The organism is Mycobacterium timonense (genome assembly GCF_025821985.1).
In the GTDB taxonomy this organism is placed as follows: domain Bacteria; phylum Actinomycetota; class Actinomycetes; order Mycobacteriales; family Mycobacteriaceae; genus Mycobacterium; species Mycobacterium avium.
This window is the reverse complement of sequence record NZ_JACKSY010000118.1, coordinates 12,880-32,089: the sequence shown is the minus strand read 5'-3', so window position 1 is coordinate 32,089 and position 19,210 is coordinate 12,880. Positions and strand designations below refer to the sequence as shown.

Genomic DNA, 19,210 nt, shown 5'->3' with positions numbered 1-19,210 from the left:
GGAGATGATCGTGATCGTGACCACCGAGAAGAACCCGAAGCCCGACACGGCCGCCGAGACCGAGCCGGCCGACGACGCCGCGGGCGACGACGTCGAGAACGCGATCGCCGAGCAGGCCGGCGAGCAAACCGACGAGGCCGAAACCGACGAAGCCGAAGGCGACGAAGCCGAAGACGAAGCCCCAGACGAAGCCGAAGACGGGGGCGAACTGCTCACCGGCAAGCGTCGCGGGCGCGAGCGCCGCAAGCGGCCCTGGCGGCGCTACCTGCGTCGCAGCGTGCTGCCGTTGTTACTCGTTGCCTCCCTTGCCGTTTCGGGCTTCCTGGGCTGGCGGCAATGGCAGGAGCATCAGGTGAAGGCGGCCGGTGAACAGGCCCAGCAGGCCGCCATCGCCTACGCGCAGTGCTCACCAGCATCGATTCCAACAAGGTCGACGAGAACTTCAAGCAGGTGCTCGACGGTGCGACCGGGGAGTTCAAGGACATGTACACCCAGTCCAGTGTCAAGCTTCGGCAATTGCTGATCGACAACAAGGCCACCGCCCACGGCGTGGTGGTGGATTCTGCCATTCAGTCCGCCTCCACCGGCAAGGTCGTGGTGCTGCTGTTCATCGACCAGACCGTCACCAACACCGCCGCGCCCGACCCGCGCATCGACCGCAGCCGGATCAAGATGACCATGGAAAAGGTCGACGGCCGTTGGCGCGCAAGCAAAGTGCAGCTGCTGTGATCCCCCGGATCCTTGCGGCGCTGGTATTGCTCACGGCCGCAACCATTCCCGGCACCGGCAAGGTCCACGCGTCGGCACCGTCGTTCTGCGGCGAGCTGGGCGGCGACTGGGACGGCCAGTACTGCCACACCTCGGTGACGTCGGAACGCAACGCCGTCCGCGACATCAAGGTCGCCGTGCCCGACGACCTGGTCGACAACCCGACCACCGGACCGGTGATCCGCGACTACCTGCGCACGCTGGTCAACAACTGGCGAAATGCCAACTCCAGCATGGCCGCCGACAGTTACGGCGAGGAGAACTTCGAGGTGTTCCGGCATGCCAGCCTGCTCAGCGCGGTGTTCCACGAGGACTATCACGCCGACGGGCCCAAGCCCAACAACGCCTACCGGACCTTCACCTTCGACATGGCAAGCGGCCGAAGGGTACAACTCGCGGACCTGACGACGTCAAACCCGCTGACCGCCATTCCCCCACTGGCGCAACCGTTTATCGAGACGGCACTCAACCAGGCACCGCCGCCGCACGACCCGGGCACCTACCCGTTCGTCGTCGACCGGTGGACGCCGGACAAGGTCTACTCCGGGGCGTACAAGGCCTGGGCGATCACCCCCGACGAGTTGATCCTGTACATGCCGGACTATCCCGTCGGCCACGACGAACCGATCAACTTCGCCACCGGTCTGCCGCAGTGGTTCATGGACGGCGGCACCGTGCAGGCGCATATCCCGTTGTCCGCCTTGGGTTCCGTGCTGCGCGTCTAGCCGGTGGCGTACCGCTCAGTCCTCGGGGTTGTAGCCGAGGTTGGGGGCCAGCCAGCGCTCGGCCTCGGCCAGCGTCCAGCCCTTGCGCTTCGCGTAGTCGGCGACCTGGTCCTGGGCCAACCGCCCGACCACGAAGTACTGCGACTGCGGGTGCGAGAAATACCAACCGCTGACGGCGGCGCCGGGCCACATGGCCATCGACTCCGTCAGCTCGATGCCGGTGCGCTCCTTGACGTCCATCAACTTCCACAGCGTCACCTTCTCGGTGTGCTCCGGGCAGGCCGGGTAGCCCGGCGCGGGCCGGATTCCCCGGTACTTCTCGTCGATGAGTGCGTCGTTGTCCAGTTGCTCGTCGGGCTGGTAGCCCCAGAACTCCTTGCGGACCCGCTGGTGCATCCGTTCGGCGAACGCCTCCGCCAGCCGGTCGGCGATCGACTCCAGCAGGATCGCGCTGTAGTCGTCCAGGGCCGCCTTGAACTCCGCGATCTTCTCCTGGCTGCCCAGCCCCGCGGTCACCGCGAAGGCGCCGATGTAGTCCCGGTGCCCCGTTTCTTTGGGGGCGACGTAGTCGCCCAGCGACCGGTTCGGGATTCCGTCGCGGTGCTCGCCCTGCTGGCGCAGGTTGTGCAGCGTGGTCAGCACCTCGGTGCGGGTGTCGTCGGTGTACAGCTCGATGTCTTCGAAACCCGGGCCGATCGCGTTCGCCGGGAAGAACCCGATCACCGCGTTGGCCGTCAGCCACTTCTCCTTGATCAGGGTGTCGAGCATCTCCTGGGCGTCGTCGTAGAGCTTGCGGGCCGCCTCGCCGGTGGCCGGGTTGTTGAGGATGTCGGGGAAGCGACCCTTCATCTCCCAGGCGTTGAAGAACGGCTGCCAGTCGATGTACTCGCGCAGCTCGGCGAGGTCGTAGTCCTGAAATTCCCGTATTCCCGCACCGATCGCGGGCACCGGCGGCGTGTAGCCGTCCCAGTCGATCGGCGTCCGGTTGGCGCGGGCCTTTTCCAGCGTCACCATCGGCCGCTCGTTCTTCTGGGCGTGCCGTTCCCGCAGCGACGCGTAGTCCTTCTCGGTGGCCTCCAGCAGGGCGGGCCGCTGCTTGTCGTCCAGCAGCGCGGCGGCGACCGGCACCGAGCGGGAGGCGTCCTTGACCCAGACCACCGGGCCGGAACGCCGCGGCGAGATCTTCACGGCCGTGTGGGCGCGCGAGGTGGTCGCGCCGCCGATCAGCAGCGGGATCTGCAGGCCCTCGCGTTCCATCTCGGCGGCGAAGTTGGACATCTCGTCCAGGGACGGGGTGATCAGGCCGGACAGCCCGATGATGTCGGCGTCGTGCTCTTTCGCAGCATCGAGGATCTTCTGGGCCGGCACCATCACACCGAGGTCGATCACGTCGAAGTTGTTGCACTGCAAGACAACTCCGACGATGTTCTTGCCGATGTCGTGGACGTCGCCCTTGACGGTCGCCATCACGATGGTGCCGTTGGTGTCCTTGGAACCGGACACGCCGGACTCTTCCTTCTCCGCCTCGATGAACGGCAGCAGGTAGGCGACGGCCTTCTTCATCACCCGGGCCGACTTCACCACCTGGGGCAAAAACATCTTGCCGGAGCCGAACAGGTCGCCGACGACGTTCATGCCGTCCATCAGCGGGCCCTCGATCACCTCGATCGGCCGGCCACCCGCGGCGGCAATCTCGGCCCGCAACTCCTCGGTGTCCTCGTCGACGTGGGCGTCGATGCCCTTGACCAGGGCGTGCGTGATCCGCTCGCGGACCGGCAGGCCGCGCCACTCGGCCGCCGCCGAATCCTCCGAAGCATCTGCGGACTTGTTGAACCGCTCGGCGATCTCCAGCAGCCTCTCGGCCGCGTCCTCGCGGCGGTTCAGCACGACGTCCTCGATGCGGTCCCGCAGCTCGGGGTCGATCGAGTCGTAGGGCACCAGCGCGCCGGCGTTGACGATGCCCATGTCCAGGCCGGCCTTGATGGCGTGGAACAGGAACACCGAGTGGATCGCCTCGCGGACGGGGTTGTTTCCCCGGAACGAGAACGACACGTTCGAGATGCCGCCGGAGAGGTGCACCCCCGGCAGGTTCTCCTTGATCCAGGCGCAGGCCTCGATGAAGTCGATGCCGTAGGTTGCGTGCTCCTCGATGCCGGTCGCCAGCGCGAAGCAGTTGGGGTCGAAGATGATGTCCTCGGGCGGGAAGCCGACCTCTTCGGTCAGCACGCGGTAGGCGCGTGCGCAGATCTGTTTGCGGCGCTCCAGGTTGTCGGCCTGACCCTGTTCGTCGAAGGCCATCACGACGACGGCCGCGCCGTACTTGCGGCACAGCCGCGCCTCGCGGACGAACTTCTCCTCGCCCTCCTTCAAAGAGATCGAGTTGACGATCGGCTTGCCCTGCACGTTCTTCAGGCCGGCCTCGATGACCTCCCACTTGGAGGAGTCGATCATCACCGGGACCCGGCTGATGTCCGGCTCGGCGGCGATCAGCCTGGTGAACCGGTCCATCGCGGCGACGCCGTCGATCATGCCCTCGTCCATGTTGATGTCGATGACCTGGGCACCGACCTCCACCTGCTGCAGGGCGACCGACAGCGCGGTGTCGTAGTCCTCGGCCTTGATCAGGTTGCGGAACCGGGCCGAGCCGGTGATGTTGGTGCGCTCGCCGATGTTCACGAACAGCGAGTCGTCGGTGATGTTGAGCGGCTCGAGGCCCGAGAGCCGGGTGGCCACCGGAATCTGCGGCACCTCGCGCGGCGGCTTGCCCTCGACGACCTTGGCGATCTCGGCGATGTGCGGCGGCGCGGTTCCGCAGCAACCGCCGACGATGTTGACCAGGCCGGCCTCGGCGAAGTCGGCGATGTAGGAGGCCTGACGCTCCGGGGACTCGTCGTACTCGCCGAAGGCGTTGGGCAGGCCGGCGTTCGGGTAGCAGGAGACGAAGGTGTCCGCGATGCGCGACACCTCGGCGATGTAGGGCCGCATCTCCGGTGCGCCCAGGGCGCAGTTGAGCCCGACCGCGATCGGCTTGGCGTGCCGGATCGAGTTCCAGAACGCCTCGGTGACCTGCCCGGACAGCGTTCGCCCGGAGGCATCGGTGATGGTGCCCGAGATGATGACCGGCCAGCGGCGCCCGCGCTGTTCGAACAGCGTCTCGAGGGCGAACACCGCAGCCTTGGCGTTCAACGTGTCGAAGATCGTCTCGACGATCAGGAGGTCGACACCGCCGTCGACCAGGCCGTTGGCCGCCTCGAGGTAGGCGGCGACCAGCTCGTCGTAGGTGACGTTGCGGGCCCCGGGATCGTTGACGTCCGGCGAGATCGACGCGGTCCGCGACGTCGGCCCCAGCGCCCCGGCGACGTAGCGGGGCTTGTCCGGGGTGCTGAACTCGTCGGCGGCCTTACGGGCCAGGGCGGCGCCGGCGTAGTTCAGCTCGTAGCTCAGCTCCTCCATGCCGTAGTCGGACAGCGAGATCGCGTTCGCGTTGAAGGTGTTGGTCTCGAGGATGTCGGCGCCCGCCTCGAGGTACTCGCGGTGAATGCCCTCGATGATCTGCGGCTGCGTCAGGTTGAGCAGGTCGTTGTTGCCGACCAGATCGCTCGGCCAGTCCTTGAACCGCTCGCCGCGGTAGCCGGCCTCGTCGGGGCGGTCCCGCTGGATCGCGGTGCCCATGGCGCCGTCGATCACCATGATCCGCTGGCGCAGCGCCGCCGTCAGTTCGTCGGTGCAGTCGGGGCGGATGTTCGGCGCGAAGCTGTCCGACGCCGGGGTGGTCACGGGGGCGGTCACGTGCACTCCTTCCATAACGGAAGGCGTCCTTGACTTCGCCGAGCGTGGCGGATGCCGGCGGGAACCCGGATCCGTTGCAACGCCTCTCGACCAGAAAAGTCTACGTCGTCACCCGATCGACGTTCGGACGCCCAACTCATCGCCGGGATCGACAGCTCGCAGATCCTGTCGGCGACATGATAGTTACCAAGGTTAACGAGATTGCGGCCGGGCGTATTTCTGCGCGACGGTGTCGACTCCTGTTGGTGAAACCGTCCGGGCTCGGGTCGGCCGCCATTGACGCGGTGCCCGTCGCGGCGTGTTCGTCGGCGGCAGTCACGCCGTAAGGATAGTCCGCCTATGCAAAGGCGCGGGTAAACCGCCGATCGGCCGCCGATACACGGCCACGCCGCCTCGGACATTGTCGCGGGGAAGGCCGTACGCTAAAACTGTGACCCCGCCCGACGGCCCACCCTATGGCGCACCCAGTGGCCAGGCCGCTCTGCCCGAACTGCACCACACCGTCGTCGTGGCTGCGTTCGAGGGCTGGAACGACGCCGGCGATGCGGCCAGCGACGCCCTCGAGCACCTCGAGGCCATCTGGGAGGCCGACCCGATCCTGGAGATCGACGACGAGGCCTACTACGACTACCAGGTGAACCGTCCGGTGATCCGGCAGGTGGACGGGGTGACCCGCGAGCTGGTGTGGCCGGCGATGCGGATCTCGCACTGCCGGCCGCCGGGCAGCGACCGCGACGTGGTGTTGATGCACGGCGTGGAACCCAACATGCGCTGGCGCACCTTCTGCGCCGAACTGGTGGCCATCGCCGACAAGCTCAACGTGGACACCGTGGTGATCCTGGGCGCCCTGCTGGCCGACACCCCGCACACCCGGCCGGTGCCGGTGTCCGGCGCGGCGTACTCACCCGAGTCGGCCAAACGCTTCGGGCTCGAGGAGAGCCGCTACGAGGGCCCCACCGGCATCGCCGGGGTGTTCCAGGACGCGTGCGTGGCCGCCGGGATCCCGGCGGTGACGTTCTGGGCGGCGGTGCCGCACTACGTGTCCCAGCCGCCCAACCCGAAGGCCACGGTGGCGTTGCTGCGCCGCGTCGAGGACGTGCTCGACATCGAGGTGCCGCTGGCCGACCTGCCGACCGACGCCGAGGAATGGGAGCAGGCGGTCACCGAGATGACCGCCGAGGACGAGGATCTCGCCGAATACGTGCAGTCGCTGGAACAGCGCGGCGACGCCGAGGTCGACATGAACGACGCGCTGGGCAAGATCGACGGCGACGCGCTGGCCGCCGAGTTCGAGCGGTATCTGCGCCGCCGCCGGCCCGGCTTCGGGCGGTAGGTATTTCGCTCGCCGAGCGTCGACTAGTTGCGCGCCGACCCGCGATCCGGCCGCAACAACTCCACGTTGGCGGCCGACATCGAACGGCCCAGCGCGGCGACTTGGGCGTCCAGTGCCGGCAACAGCTCGGCGGTCGGTGAGTGCAGCGGCATTTCGCCGAGCCGACTGGACAGCACGGGCTTGGCCCAGCGGAACAGCGCCACCCAGCGTGGGCAGTAGATGCGGGTGCGGCGGCGCTGGATGCCCTTGACGAACGCGGCCGCGCATTTGTCGACCGTCGTGGTCTTGTTCAGCGGCCAGGGCAGGCTGGCCAGCAGTCGATCGAAGGCCGGCAGGTCGTTCTGGGTGTCGCGAACCAACGCGGTGTTGATCCAGGACATATGCGCCGAGCCGACCTTGACGCCGTGCCGGGCCACTTCCAGTCGCAGCGCGTTGGCCAGCATCTCGACGCCGGCCTTCGACGCGTTGTAGGGGGCCAGCCCCGGGCAGGCCGCGTAGGCGGCCAGCGACGAGACGATCAGCACGTAGCCGCGGCGCTCGATCACCGCGGGCAAGGTCGCTCGCACGGTGTGAAAGACGCCGAGCACGTTGATGTCGAGGACTCGCCGGAACGCGTCCGGGTCGACCTGGGCCACCGAGCCGTAGCTGGCGATGCCGGCGTTGGCCAGCACCACGTCGATGCCACCGAATCGCTCGACGGCGCGGTCGGCGGCGGCCTGCATGGCCGACAGATCGCGCACGTCCGCGACGGCCGTCAGCACCCGCTCCTCGCCGAGTTCCGCGGCAAGCGAGGTCAGTTCGGCGTCGTTGAGGTCGGTCAGCACCAACCGGGCGCCTTTCGCGTTCAGCCGGCGAGCGACCTCGGCGCCGATTCCCCGGGCGCCGCCGGTGATGAAGACGACTTTGTCCCGCAGCGATGTCATGACGCAAACGTACCGGTGCGGTCGGACGGATCGCGGTCGGGCCGGCTGGTGCGGGCTGGCGCGAATTTGCGGCCTATTTTGCGGGTGTCGAGTATGCCTGTGGTTTTTCGTCTTTGGCGGCGGTTAGCGGGGGCGTTATTCGCCGTGTGCCAAGTTAATTCGACCTCACTACCCTAAATCGCCTCTCGCACTACTCTATTTGGCTCGCGCCGTCCCAGTAGTAGCGGCCGCGACCATAGGCTCCGAACATGACACGGAATCGCGCATGCCACGCGGCGACGCGAGACGACGGACGGCGGCGTGCCGCCACGCCCGGCGGCGTTGGTAGACGCTTGTCGCACAAGGCCGGTCGTTATCGAACCGTGTCGAATTCGATCTGCTCCGGTCCGGTCAATTGCGCTTCTCAACGCGCTTCTCGACGCGCTGCAACGCTTTTTCTGAGGGAGGGATGATGCACCGAAGATCGACTCCGTCAGATTTTCCGATGTGGAAGTTTGTGGCGCGCAGCAACTTGGGTGATCTCGACACCTATCTCTGGCACCGTCAGGGCAGCAACCAGTTTTGCTGGCGGCCGGTAGGAAAGCCCTGGGGCGGACGGAAAAAGGCCGACGACGCGGACTGACGGACGAAAATCACCGGTCACCCGAATAAGAGACCGGCCCGCGGCCGGTTGCCGTTGGCGCGCAAGTCTATTGCCGCCCTCCCCCGCGGTGTCGGCGGCGAACCCCGCCGTCACCGGGCTAACGGCTCAGCCGGGCGAACTGACCCTGCCGGTATTGCTCGACGCACGACGCGCGCCGCACCTTGCCGCTCGTGGTGATCGGTATCGAGCCCGGGGCCACGAGGACCAGATCCGCCACCCCGATGCCGTGGGAGTTCGAGATCGCCGAGGTGACTTCGCGCTCGACGAGCGCAAGCTTGTCCGCGGCCTCGCGGGACGGGTCCTGATTCTTGACTTCGATGATGACGACCAGCTTTTCCATGCCCCCCTGCGGAACCGCGATCGCCGCGCACCGGCCCCGGGTGATCTCCTGAACCGTTGCTTCGATGTCGTCGGGTGAGTGGTTACGCCCGTAGACGATCAACAGGTCCTTGATGCGGCCGATGATGAACAGCTCGCGATCGGACAAGAACCCCGAGTCGCCGGTGCGCAGCCACGACGCTTCGGGCGCGCCCGACGACGCGGCGGCCAGCCGACCGCCGAAGGTGCGTTCGGTCTCTTGCGGCTTCTTCCAGTAGCCCATCGCGACGTTGTCGCCGTGGATCCAGATCTCGCCGACGGTCCCCTCCGGACACTCGATCCCGGTGTCGGGATCGACGATGCGGATCATCGGTGACCGCGGCACCCCGTAGCTGACCAGTGGTGTGCCGGTGGGGCTTTCGCACCGCTCCGCGGTGCCGGTGACCAGCTTCTCGGAATCGAAGTGCGCGATCTCGGGCGGCTGCGCCGGTGTGCGGCTCAACGCATAGACCGTCGCCTCCGCCAGTCCATAGGCGGGGCGTACCGCCTTGCCGGGCAGGTTGAAGCGCGCGAACTTCTCGGTGAAACGCCGCAGCGTCGCGGGATGCACCCGTTCGCTCCCGCTGAGGATCACCAGCACGTCGGCCAGGTCCAGCCCGGCCATGTCCTCGCCCGACGTTTTACGCGCCGCCAACTCGAAAGCGAAGTTCGGTGCCGCCGAGAATGTGTGACTTTCCTTGGCCAGCAACTGCATCCACCGGGCCGGTCGCTGCAGGAACGACACCGGGCTGGTCAGCACGGCGGGAATACCACCCAGGACCGGTGCACACACGCCCAGGATCAAACCCATGTCGTGATAAAACGGCAGCCACGACACGATGGTGGTGTCCGGCGGGGCGACGCCCCCGTACTCCGCGCAGAAGTCGGACATGATCTGCCCGAAGTTGGCCAGCAGGTTCCGCTGCGAGACCATGACCCCGGCAGGTTGACGGGTCGACCCGGACGTGTATTGCAAATAGGCCAACTCCGGGCGATTCTGGCCCCCGGCGCCGGAGGCGGCTTGGGTGTCCAGATCCAACAGGTCGACCTCGACGACGGATGGCACCGGTCGGCCGGATTGCGACTTGACATACCCCGCAACGGTTTCCGCGGCGGAGGACGTGGTGAGGATGACGGTCGGCGACGCGTCACGCAGCACCGAGTCGACGCGCTCGTCGCTGACGCCCCCCAGCGGCAGCGCCAGCGGAACCGCGACCTGTCCCGCGTGCAACGCGCCAAGGAACGCCACGATGTAGTCGAGGCCCTGCGGGGCCATGATCACGGCGCGGTCGCCCGTCGCCCCGCAATGTTGAAGCGCTCGTGCGGCATTCACCGTCCGCCGGTACAGCTGCGACCACGTCAGGGTCTCGGCGACCCCGTTCCAGTCCCGCTCGTAATCGATGAACGTGAACGCCGTGTCGTTGGGCTGCAGACTGGCCCGTTCACACAGCAGATCCGAAATAGACGTCTCGACCATGATTACTCCATGCCGGTGCGGCCCGGCGACCAGAAAGGCTTGGTGCGTACCTGGTTTCGCTTCCAGCCGCGTTCGGTGATCAATATCTGGCGCAGGGCTTGCACGGTGCGGGCCTCGCCGGCGAGGTAGGCGACGCCCGGATGGTCCGGCAGCGGAAGGCGGCGCAGCGCGTCGGCGAGCACGGCGGAGTTCGCGGCCGGGGCGCCGCCGCGCTCGACCTGTTCGAGGGTCCGGGCCAGGGGCAGGTGGTCGGCTTCGGTCGCGGCCTCCACCACTCCGTAGACCTCGGCGGTGGGGGGCAAAGATCGAAGCATCGCGGCGAACGCGACCGACGCGGTTTCCTCGCCGGCGAACACGTGATAGGGCGCGTCGTCCCGGATGACGAACTTGCCCTGGGGCCGGGTGATACGGACGTGATCTCCGAGGGTGGCGGCCATCGCCCAAAGTCTGGCGGGCGTCGCGCCCTTCGGGTCGCCGTCGTGGTCGACCATCACGATGTCCAGCGCGCCGCGGTCGGGGTCGGCGGCGTAGATGGAATACGTGCGCAGCACGGGGTATGGGTGCAGCCGCAGCACGGACTGCCGCAGGCTTTCGACCTGCAGCCGGACGTGCTGACCCGGGGTCCAGCCCAGTCCGTGCAGTCGCGGGCCGCTGAACCGGATGCGGCGCATTCGCGGTGTCAACGCTTCGATCTCGCTGACGGTTGCGGTGAGGAACACCGCGTCGCGCAGCGTGCTGATGAGGGGGAAGCCTTCGATGAGGGTGGCCACGGAGAACCTGCTCAGTAGTTGTTGCAGGTGCTGAAGACCCGCTGGACAAGCCCGAACTGTTGGTCGGCCCCCGGCTGGCTCGCCAACATCTGGGCCATCTGCTGGCGTTGACCCGGCGGTGACGCGAGGAACTGACGCAGAAACGAGACGCTCTCCGGCGAAGCGCTGAATTGCGCGGCGGCCTGCGGATCTGCCGCCTGCAGCGCCGACATCACCTGCCCGTAATCGCAGGTTGTGTTGACGAACGGACTCAGATCCCGGTCGGCGGACGCCGGCCCGGCCGCGGTCAACGCTAGGGCCAGGCCGCAAACCGCGACGGCCGATCGGGTCACCGCTTGCGTGGCTATTCGGTGGGTATCTCCAGCTGGTCTTCGCATCGGAACGGCTCACCGAATCGGGGTGAACTCGAGGTGTAATTCCTTGAGGCGCCGGAACAACAGGGTGGGATCCCATCTGAGCCGGCGAGCGCCTGCCGGACCGTGCTTGGCCTCGGAAAGGCGGATGTCGGCCATCCGGCTGAGGATCCGCTCCAGGCTGACCCGCACCTCGGCGCGGGCAATCGGAGCGCCCGGGCACGTGTGAATTCCGCGGCCGAATGCCATGTGATGCAGTATGTTCGGGCGGTCGAGGCGGAATTCGTTGGGCTCGTCGAACCGCCGCGGATCACGGTTGGCCGCACCGTTCATCACCAGAATGCTGGTGCCGGCCTGCACCTCGACGTCGCCGATCCTGGTGGTGCGCCGCGCGAGACGGAAATTCGATTTGATCGGGCTTTCGATGCGCAGCATCTCCTCGATGAAGGCGGGGATCTTTGAGTTGTCCTCGCGGAGCAGGTCTTGCAAGTCCGGTCGCTCCGCGAGCGTGAGCATCGACAGGCTCAGCAGGTCGATCGTCGTGCCGTGGCCGGCGGCGAACATGAACGTGGCAACGCGGGCGACATCGATCGGTTCGGGTGTCGTGCCGTCGGGAAACTTCGCCAGCGCCAACTCGGTGAGGACGTCGTCGCGCGGATTGCGCCGCCGTTCCTCGACGTACTCGACGAACCACTCCTCTTTCACCCCGACGAAGCCGCTGCGATCACCTTCGAGCCTGCTGGCGATCGCGGCGCGGCGGAATCGCTCACGGTCGGCCTCCGGCACGTCCAACAGGTCCGTGATCGCGTCGAGGGTGAACGGAAAGTTGTAGTCGATGACCATCTCGCACTTGCCATTCGCGATGAAGCGGTTGAGTTGTTCGTCGGCAAGCCGCCACAGGAAGTCCTCGTTGTTCTTGAGCTGCTTCGGGGTGAACAATCTGCTCAACAGCGAGCGGTGCGCGGTATGCATCGGCGGATCGAACGTGATGAAGTAATCGCCGAACGTGACCTTCTTGCGGTACCGCTCGATCAGTTCCGAGATGTCGTCGGTGCCGGTGTTGGCCGGTATCCCCGACCAAGGACCGCTGACAATGTTGCATACCGACAGGGCGTGGTCGGTGTCGCGCTGCACCGCGAGGGCCTCGTCGTACCCCGAGACCATCACCACGCCGTGCGCCGGCTCACGCCACACCGGGCAACGACGGATCGCGTCGTAGTAGTCGTAGGGGTCGTCGACAACTGACTTGTCGGTGAAGAAGTCACGGTTCTCGGGTGCGCTCACTTCTCCTCCTTTGTGCCGCAACGTAAGTCGATCCTCATGAGCTAAACCCTTTCCGCCTGGGCCGCGCCCGCGGGCGTCAGCTTGTCCCGCAGCAGGTCCGCCAAACCGCGTATGGTGCCGATGGCGGCGATGTCGGCGGGCGACACCCGGATGCCCGTTTCGGTCTGGATGCGGGTGAGCAGTTCGAGGCCGCCCAACGAGTCCAGGCCGTACTCGGGCAGCGGGCGGTCGGGGTCGACGTTGCGGCGCAGGATCAGGCTGACCTGATCCGAGATCAGCCGCCGCAGCCGGGTGGACCACTCTTCCGGCGGCAGCTCCTCGAGCTCGGCACGCAGCTTGCTTGTGCCCGTTGCGCTTTGCCCGTTGGCGCGGAACGCCTCGGCGAAGGGACTGCGTTGCGCGAATGCGGTCAACCACGGTGTGCCCGTTATCGGGGCGTAGCCGGTGCAGGCCCGGTCGTGGCGCAGCAGCGCTTCGAACGCGTAAGCGCCCTCGTCGGGAGTGATCGCAACATCGGCACTATCGGCCAGGGCGGCACCGCGCCCGATCTGCGCCCAGGCACCCCAGGCGATGGCGGTGGCCTTCAGGCCACGGGCCCGGCGCCAGCGGGTGAAGGCGTCCAGCCAGCTGTTGGCCGCGGCGTAGGCGCCCTGGCCGGGCGAGCCGACCAGCGCGGCCGCCGAGGAGAACGAGCAGAACCAGTCCAGCGACTGCTCGGCGCCGGACTCTTGCAGCGCGCAGTGCAGATTCCATGCGCCGTAAACCTTTGCCGCCCAGTCCCGCTCGATGAGCTCGTCGGTGATGTTGGCCAGCGTGGCGTCTTCGATCACCGCCGCCAGATGCAGCACGCCGCGCACCGGAAGCCCGGTGGCGGTCGCTACGTCGAGCAACCGCTGCGCCGTGCCGGCCTCGGCGATGTCGCCGCGCTCGACCACGATGTCGGCACCCATCTGGCGGATCCGTTCGAGCGTCGCCAGCGCCTTGGGATTGGGCAGCGCGCGCGAGCACAGCACGATGCGCCCGCAGCCGGCGCGAGAACCGGGAGAAGCCATCTTTTCGGCCAAAAACAGCCCCAGGCCGCCCAGTCCGCCGGTGACGATGTAGGCGCCGTCGCTGCGGAAGGCGCGGACCTGCGCCGGCGGCACCACCACGCGGCTGCGGCCGGCGTGCGGGACGTCGAGCACGAGCTTGCCGGTGTGCTGGGCGGCGCTCATCACCCGAATCGCGCTGGCGGCGTCGGCAAGTGGATAATGCGTGCTTTCCGGCATCGGCAATGCTCCGTCCGCGGTGAGCCGGTACACCGTCCTGAGCAAGCCGCGCAGTCTGTCCGGGTGGCTGAACGACATCAACGCCAGGTCGAGGGCGTAGAACGTCAGGTTGCGCCGGAACGGCAAGAGTCCCAATCGGGTGTCGCCGTAGATGTCGCGTTTGCCGATCTCGACGAATCGCCCACCGAAAGCCAGTAATTCGATGCCCGCGCGCTGGGCGGCGCCGGTGACCGAGTTGAGCACGATGTCCACGCCGTAGCCGTCGGTGTCATGGCGGATCAGGTCCGCGAACTCCACGGTTCGCGAGTCGTAGACGTGCTCGATACCCATGTCGCGCAGTAATTGTCGGCGTTGCTCGCTGCCGGCGGTGGCGAAGATCTCGGCTCCGGCGGCGCGGGCGATGGCGATCGCCGCCTGTCCGACCCCGCCGGTCGCGGAGTGGATCAGCACCCGGTCACCGGCCCCGATTCGGGCCAGCTCGTGCAGGCCGTAATAGGCGGTGGCGTGCGCGGTCGTCACCGCCGCCGCCTGGTCGTCGGCCAGTCCGGGCGGCAAGGTGACGGCCAGGCGCGCGTCGCAGGTGAGGAAGGTGCCCCAACACCCGTTGGCGCTCAGGCCGCCGACATGATCGCCCACCTTGTGGTCGGTCACGTCCGGCCCGACCGCGGTCACCACGCCCGCGAAGTCGGTGCCCAGTTCCGGCAGCCGCCCCTCGAAAGCGGGGTACCGGCCGAATGCGACCAGCACGTCGGCGAAGTTGATGCTGGACGCGCTGACGGCCACCTCGATCTGTCCGGGTCCCGGTGGAATGCGGTCGCAGGCAACGAGTTCGAGTGACTCCAGATCGCCGGGGGTGCGGATCTGCAGGCGCATCCCGTCGCACTCGTGGTTGGCGACGGCCGTGTGCCGCTCCTCGGGCAGCAGCGGAGCGGGGCACAACCGGGCGGTGTACCAGGCGCCGTCTCGCCACGCCGTCTCGTCCTCCTCGGAGCCGGCGAGCAGTTGCCGCGCCAGCGCTTCGGCGTCGGTGGATTCGTCCACGTCGATCTGGCCGGCGCCCAATTGCGGGTGTTCCATGCCGATGACCCGGACCAGGCCCCGCAGCCCCGCCTGGCCCAGGTTGGGCACGTCGTTGGGCAGCACGGTTTGGGCGTTGCGGGTCACGACATACAGCCGCGGCGGTTCGCCGGGCAGGTCCGTCAGCTCGCGGGCGATCCGCACCAGATGTTGCACATGGTCCCGGCTGAGCAGTGCCGACTCCTGGTCGTTATCACCGTTTTTCGGCCCGGTGAGCACCACCACGCCGGTGAATCCGTCGCCACGCCATTGGTTTCGCAGCTGTTCGGCGTGCGCGGTGTGGTCGGCCTGCTGCGGCCAGGCCATCGTGGTGCATTGCGCCCCATGGTTTTTCAGCGTGTCGGCCAATGTGCTGGCCAGTACGTCGGCCGTGGCGGTTGTGCCGATCAGCAGCCAGCTTGCGGCGTCGGCGTGCTCCGGCTCGGGCAATTCCCGTTGCCGCCATTCGATGTTCAACAGCCGTTCGGTCAGCACACGGTCTCTGGTGCCGCTCTCGGATGCGCTGGTGCCCACTCGCAGACCCTGCACGGCCAGCAGGACCGCCCCGTGTTCGTCGAGCACGTCGATGTCGGCCTCGACGCCGGACGTGTCGGCCTTGGTCACCCGCGTGTAGCAGTAGTGGGCGTTGCGTGCGGCGCCGTAGGCGCGCAGGCGACGGATGCCCAGCACCAATCCCAGCGCTCCGTCGCCGAGCGCCCGAACAGCCGGATGAGCTTCGACGGACTGGAAACAGGCGTCCAGCAGCGCAGGGTGCACGCCGTAAGCGGCTTGCTGCGAGCGGATTTGGCGCGGCAACGCCACCTCGGCCAGGACGGTGCCGGTCTCGTCGCCGGTATGAACGGCGCCCAGGCCGGCGAACGCGGGACCGTACTGGACGCCGCGTCGGTCCATCCGCCGGCGCACCTCGTCGCCGTCATCGTCATGCGGGTGCGCGGTCAGTAGCGCGGACAGGTCGTGGGCGGCCGGCTGCTCGTCCGTTGCGGCACCCAGCACCGCCGACGCGTGCCGCGCCTGTTCGCCGCCCTGATGCGACTGCACGGTGAAGTGCAGGACCCCCGGCGAGGACACCGACGCCGAGGCGTCGACCGTGGTCTGCTCGTCCAGCAGCAGCGCCTGCTCGAACCGGATGTCGCGGACCTCGGCCGCCGCGCCCAGCACGGATCGCGCGGCCGCCAAAGCCATCTCGCAGTAGGCGGCCCCCGGCAGCACCACCACGTTGCGGATCTGGTGGTCGGCGAGCCAGGGCTGGGCGGCGGTGCCGACGTCGGCCTGCCACAGGTGACGCTCGGGTTCCTCCTGCAGGTGGACGTGCGGGCCGAGCAGCGGATGGACCGCGACGGTGCAGCCGCCATGTGTCGGGGACTCCAGCCCGCCGTCGGTCAACCACAGCCGGCGGTGCGTCCAGGTCGGCAGCGGCGCATCCACCAGCCGCCCGGTCGGGTAGAGCACGGAGAAATCGACCGCGGCGCCCGCATTGTGCAGGTCCGCCACAAAGCCGCGCAGCCCGTGCGGCAGCGCTTGTCCGCGTCCGAAGAGCGTGTGTGGTCACGATGCGTCGCGGCGGATCAGTTGGATGAGTTGGTCGCGATTGTTGATGCCAAGCTTGGTGAAGAGGCGATAGAGGTGTCCCTCGACCGTGCGCACCGAGATCACCAGCCGGTCGGCGATCTCTCGGTTGGACAGGCCGGCCGCCACCAAATTCACGATCTGACGTTCCCGTCCGCTGAACGGAAGCGGGCGCGCCGCCGCGTCGAGCGCCGGTGTGCGCGACCCGCATTGGCCGGCCAACGCGTGCGCCCAGGTCGACGACTCGACCTCCTTGCGACGGTCGCCCCGGCGGGCATGTTCGCTGGCCGCCTGAGCCGCCGCATCGGCGGCGAATGCCAAGGCGCCGAGGTCGGCGAAGCGGTGGGCCGCGGCGTCGAGCAGATCGCCGTCGTGCTGAGCCAGACCGCGGGCATGGTCGGCGACCGCCTGGGCCGACGGGGAGTTCAGGATGCTGGCCAACTCGTCTACTCGCGCGGCCTGCGCACGGTCGCCGAAGCGAAGGGCCGCATGGCGTGCCCGCATCTCGACCAGGTGCATGCCGGCTTTCCGCGCAGTCTGCGCCGCCTGCATTGCCTGCGTCTGAGCGCCCGCCGTATCGCCGGCCGCCGCCCGCTCCCAGGCCCGGGCGAGCTCGAGTTCCGGCAGGAACACCGCGACGTGCGGTCCGTAGGCTTCCTCGACCCGCCGCAGCGCCACGGCGGCCGCCGCGCTGTCCCCGCGGGCCCCTTCGGCCTGTGCCTGCAAGGCGCCCACGACGAGCTGCCACGGTAATGGAAAGCCTTGGGAAAGCTGGGAAATCGACCGGTCGAGGGTGGCGCAGGCCTCCTGCAGCTCACCGCGGGTGAGCTGCAGGACGCCGAGCATCGCGTCGACCATGGCCTTCGCTGCGGGAAGGCCGGTTGCCAGTGCGGCGTAACGCTTGTGGATTCGCTCGGCCGCCGGATAGTCACCGGCGGCGGTCGCGGCCATGACCTCGGCCAGTCCGATGGCGAACCGCTGCGCTCCCGCCCGGCACTGCGCCGTCGCGCGCACGCCGGCAGCGGCGATGCGGCCGACCTCGGAAAAACGCCCCACCGCGGTCAAGGCGCCACAGGTCGCGACGGCCGCCCACACGGTCGCCATCGGCACGACATCCGGTTCGCACAGGCCCGGCCCGAGTTCGGTCGTCCGGGCGATGTCGCCGCGGAAGAACCCGATCGACACATCCAGCGCATCGATCAGCTGCAGGCTGCCCTCGGTCGCCAGGCGCTGTTTCACCTCGGCCAGTACCCGCGTTGCACCCTCGGCGTCCCCGCATCCCCAGGCCAGGTTGGCGGCGCGCAGGCAGCCCCAGCGCGCGATCAGCCATTCGTCGGCATCATCGACGTCGGCGCCCAGCAGGATGGAATCTGCCTCCTCGCCGCGGCCCTGCCAGCTCACCGCCTCGGCGAGCACCAACGCGGCCGGCAGGCCACCACCACGGTCGACCGCAAACGTCGCCAGCTGCTCGCCCAGCACGACGTTCGACATGGCCATCGCATCGGCCGCCGCCTTGATGACCACATCCAGATCGGGCTCCAAGTCGCTGCGCATTATGAACTGCGCCAACTGGATTCGACCGCGGGGGTCGGAGATTTGTGAGCGCCGCCCCGCCGCCCGTAGGTGCTTGCGCAGGGTCTTCGCCAGGATCCCGTTGAGCTGCCGCGAGCGCACCACCCCGGCGTGGCGGGTCGCCGCTTCGCCGAGCATCGGGTGATTCAACTGCACCAGGGTGTGCGATCCGTCGGTCACCAACTGGATCAGGCCGCGGCGCTCCAGGCTTGCCATCGCGTCGGCATCGCAGATGTCGCGCAAGATCTCCCACTCCAGCAGCTCGGCGGTGGCCAGTACTTCCACCACCTCGCGCTCCTCGGAACTCAGCGACTGCAGCCGGTACTCCAGGGCATCGTGCAGTTCGCGATCGCCGCGCAACGGACCCTGCAGTTGCCAGCCCTGTTCGGTGTGAACCAGGGCGCCGCTTTCCACGCCCGCCGTCAGAAAACCACGCAGTAGCAACAGGTTTCCCGCGCTGCGCTCGAAAAGCTCATCCACCAAACGCGTGTCGACCGGCCCACCCAACACTGCGCCGGCCAACAGCTCGGTCTGTTCGCGGGTGAACGGATCGACGTGCACCGTCAACAGCAGGCGCTCTTTCAACAACGCCGTCACCGCATCCAGCACCGGCTCACCGGAGCGGATCGTCACGATCAGCCGCGCACTGCGCCCGGCCGCAAGCTGATTCACCAAGGTGGCCGACAACGGATCGAGCAACTGCGCCTCGTCGACCACCACCACCAAATTCTTGTCCTGACCCAAGGTGTTGTGCGCGGCGGCCAGCATGATCGCCGGTTCGTGCCCGACCCCGAGGCTCACCGCGCGCGAGAACGCGCCCAGCGGCACCGCCCAGCCCGTCTGGGTACCGAGCGCGAATCGCACCGTGCGCCCGGCGGACTCGACCGTCTTGGCCAGCATGCGCGCCAACGTCGACTTGCCCACACCGCCGTCGCCGACCAACGCCACCCCGTGGAATTCCCCGTTGTTGAGCGCCGCGAGCGATCGCCGAAATTCCACATCGCGTCCCACAATGGGCCAGGTTGACCCATTTACCCGCTGCGTCACGGATATATCTCCCTCACCTGCTGGGCGGCCCGGCACTACATGAAGCCGGAACGAGCCGCAGCCAGATAAAGCCGGAAGGAGCTGTCCGAAATCGCGGTCCTGCCCGAACAAACCGACCCCGGTGCGTCCTCGCCCAGCTGGGATCTCCGCAACGAAACCGCAGCCGCGGGTCCGGACGGGTCGCCATCACGAGCGGTTACCGCCGTATGCTTCCGACTGCCTGTCATGCGCGGGAGCGTATGGCGGGTGGAGCGGGCG

At 67.9% G+C, this 19,210-nt stretch carries 9 protein-coding genes and 2 pseudogenes; 3 read left to right on the top strand and 8 right to left on the bottom strand.

Annotation, left to right across the window (positions count from 1 at the left end; all coding sequences use genetic code 11):
- Nucleotides 1-4: 4 nt before the first annotated feature.
- A pseudogene (locus H7I87_RS28430) lies at nucleotides 5-729 on the top strand (Rv1363c family protein).
- The gene (locus H7I87_RS28425) at nucleotides 726-1,493 is read left to right on the top strand and encodes a mannan-binding family protein (protein ID WP_011724757.1); all 768 of its coding nucleotides are present in this window, start codon (nucleotides 726-728) and stop codon (nucleotides 1,491-1,493) included. Before H7I87_RS28430 ends, H7I87_RS28425 begins: the two are co-directional and overlap by 4 nt.
- A gap of 15 nt (nucleotides 1,494-1,508) precedes the next feature.
- On the opposite strand, the gene metH is transcribed toward H7I87_RS28425, so the two are convergent.
- On the bottom strand, nucleotides 1,509-5,297 hold the full coding sequence (gene metH, locus H7I87_RS28420; RefSeq protein ID WP_062900078.1) for a methionine synthase: 3,789 nt from the start codon (nucleotides 5,295-5,297) through the stop codon (nucleotides 1,509-1,511).
- Nucleotides 5,298-5,712: 415 nt separating this feature from the next.
- Here metH and H7I87_RS28415 point away from each other — a divergent pair, with 415 nt between their 5' ends.
- Complete coding sequence (locus H7I87_RS28415) at nucleotides 5,713-6,615, top strand: PAC2 family protein (protein ID WP_003872187.1); 903 nt, start codon at nucleotides 5,713-5,715, stop codon at nucleotides 6,613-6,615.
- 23 nt (nucleotides 6,616-6,638) lie between these two features.
- On the opposite strand, the gene H7I87_RS28410 is transcribed toward H7I87_RS28415, so the two are convergent.
- The 7 genes and pseudogenes from H7I87_RS28410 to H7I87_RS28380 all read right to left on the bottom strand — a co-directional run bounded on the left by H7I87_RS28410 (nucleotide 6,639) and on the right by H7I87_RS28380 (nucleotide 18,904).
- Nucleotides 6,639-7,538, bottom strand: coding sequence for an SDR family oxidoreductase (locus H7I87_RS28410; protein ID WP_011724754.1), 900 nt, complete (start codon nucleotides 7,536-7,538; stop codon nucleotides 6,639-6,641).
- Between the two features lie 740 nt (nucleotides 7,539-8,278).
- Entirely contained in the window at nucleotides 8,279-10,015 is a 1,737-nt protein-coding gene (locus H7I87_RS28405) for an AMP-binding protein (protein WP_023865821.1), read from the bottom strand.
- 2 nt (nucleotides 10,016-10,017) lie between these two features.
- Nucleotides 10,018-10,785: a siderophore-interacting protein gene (locus tag H7I87_RS28400; protein ID WP_033719768.1), complete on the bottom strand. Its 768-nt coding sequence runs from the start codon at nucleotides 10,783-10,785 to the stop codon at nucleotides 10,018-10,020.
- Between the two features lie 11 nt (nucleotides 10,786-10,796).
- Entirely contained in the window at nucleotides 10,797-11,132 is a 336-nt protein-coding gene (locus H7I87_RS28395) for a hemophore-related protein (RefSeq protein ID WP_009976598.1), read from the bottom strand.
- 39 nt (nucleotides 11,133-11,171) lie between these two features.
- On the bottom strand, nucleotides 11,172-12,422 hold the full coding sequence (locus H7I87_RS28390; protein WP_009976597.1) for a cytochrome P450: 1,251 nt from the start codon (nucleotides 12,420-12,422) through the stop codon (nucleotides 11,172-11,174).
- Between the two features lie 41 nt (nucleotides 12,423-12,463).
- Nucleotides 12,464-16,294, bottom strand: a pseudogene (locus H7I87_RS28385) (SDR family NAD(P)-dependent oxidoreductase); the annotation flags it as partial.
- A gap of 18 nt (nucleotides 16,295-16,312) precedes the next feature.
- The gene (locus H7I87_RS28380) at nucleotides 16,313-18,904 is read right to left on the bottom strand and encodes a LuxR C-terminal-related transcriptional regulator (RefSeq protein ID WP_063967169.1); all 2,592 of its coding nucleotides are present in this window, start codon (nucleotides 18,902-18,904) and stop codon (nucleotides 16,313-16,315) included.
- Nucleotides 18,905-19,210 lie beyond the last annotated feature (306 nt).

What these genes read in the sequence shown, in the direction of transcription:
- H7I87_RS28405 (WP_023865821.1), bottom strand. Translation starts at nt 10,015, where the DNA reads ATGGTCGAGACGTCTATTTCGGATCTGCTGTGTGAACGGGCCAGTCTG.
- H7I87_RS28410 (WP_011724754.1), bottom strand. Translation starts at nt 7,538, where the DNA reads ATGACATCGCTGCGGGACAAAGTCGTCTTCATCACCGGCGGCGCCCGG.
- metH (WP_062900078.1), bottom strand. Translation starts at nt 5,297, where the DNA reads ATGGAAGGAGTGCACGTGACCGCCCCCGTGACCACCCCGGCGTCGGAC.